Annotated in this window: 2 tRNA genes; both read right to left on the bottom strand. The window is 50.8% G+C overall.

The window, feature by feature from the left end:
- Positions 1-163 precede the first annotated feature (163 nt).
- Positions 164-239: transfer RNA gene (locus B5F19_RS16950), tRNA-Ala, on the bottom strand.
- Positions 240-423: 184 nt separating this feature from the next.
- Positions 424-500, bottom strand: a tRNA-Ile gene (locus B5F19_RS16945).
- Between the last annotated feature and the right edge of the window lie 32 nt (positions 501-532).

Raw genomic sequence — 532 nt, 5'->3', positions numbered from 1 at the left:
ACCCTTTTAAAAGTCCACAAAATTTTACTTTGTTACCTCTCTGTTGCTTGCTCGCAATTTCTTGCTTGCATTCACTGTTCAGTTTTCAAGGTGCAGACCTCTGATCCTTTTCAAGACCAGATTGAAATGCTCGGACGTTTGCCCAAACACTTCAATCTATTCTTGGTGGAGGTTACCGGACTCGAACCGGTGACCCCTTGCTTGCAAAGCAAGTGTTCTACCAGCTGAACTAAACCCCCAACGACGCGCTACATTTTCTGCGGAAAATGAGGCCGCTTCGCGGCGAGCGCGTCTTCAAAGGGGGACCAGTCCCCCTTTGAGGAACCCCCTGGTCTCCGACGGGGTTTTTGTTCCTCGCATACTCACCACTTGATAACCGCTTGAAGCTTTCTTTGCTTACTTTCTTTCTCGAAAGAAAGTAAGTGGTGGGCCCAAGTGGACTCGAACCACCGACCTCACGATTATCAGTCGTGCGCTCTAGCCAGCTGAGCTATGGGCCCGTTCAGAGCCTGACGCAGCGTGCGCCCTCTAA

Origin of the sequence: Pseudoflavonifractor sp. An184, assembly GCF_002160305.1 — a bacterium.
GTDB classification, from domain to species: Bacteria; Bacillota; Clostridia; order Oscillospirales; family Oscillospiraceae; genus Lawsonibacter; species Lawsonibacter pullicola.
Note: the sequence above shows the minus strand (reverse complement) of the source record. Positions and strands in the feature narration are given on the sequence as shown.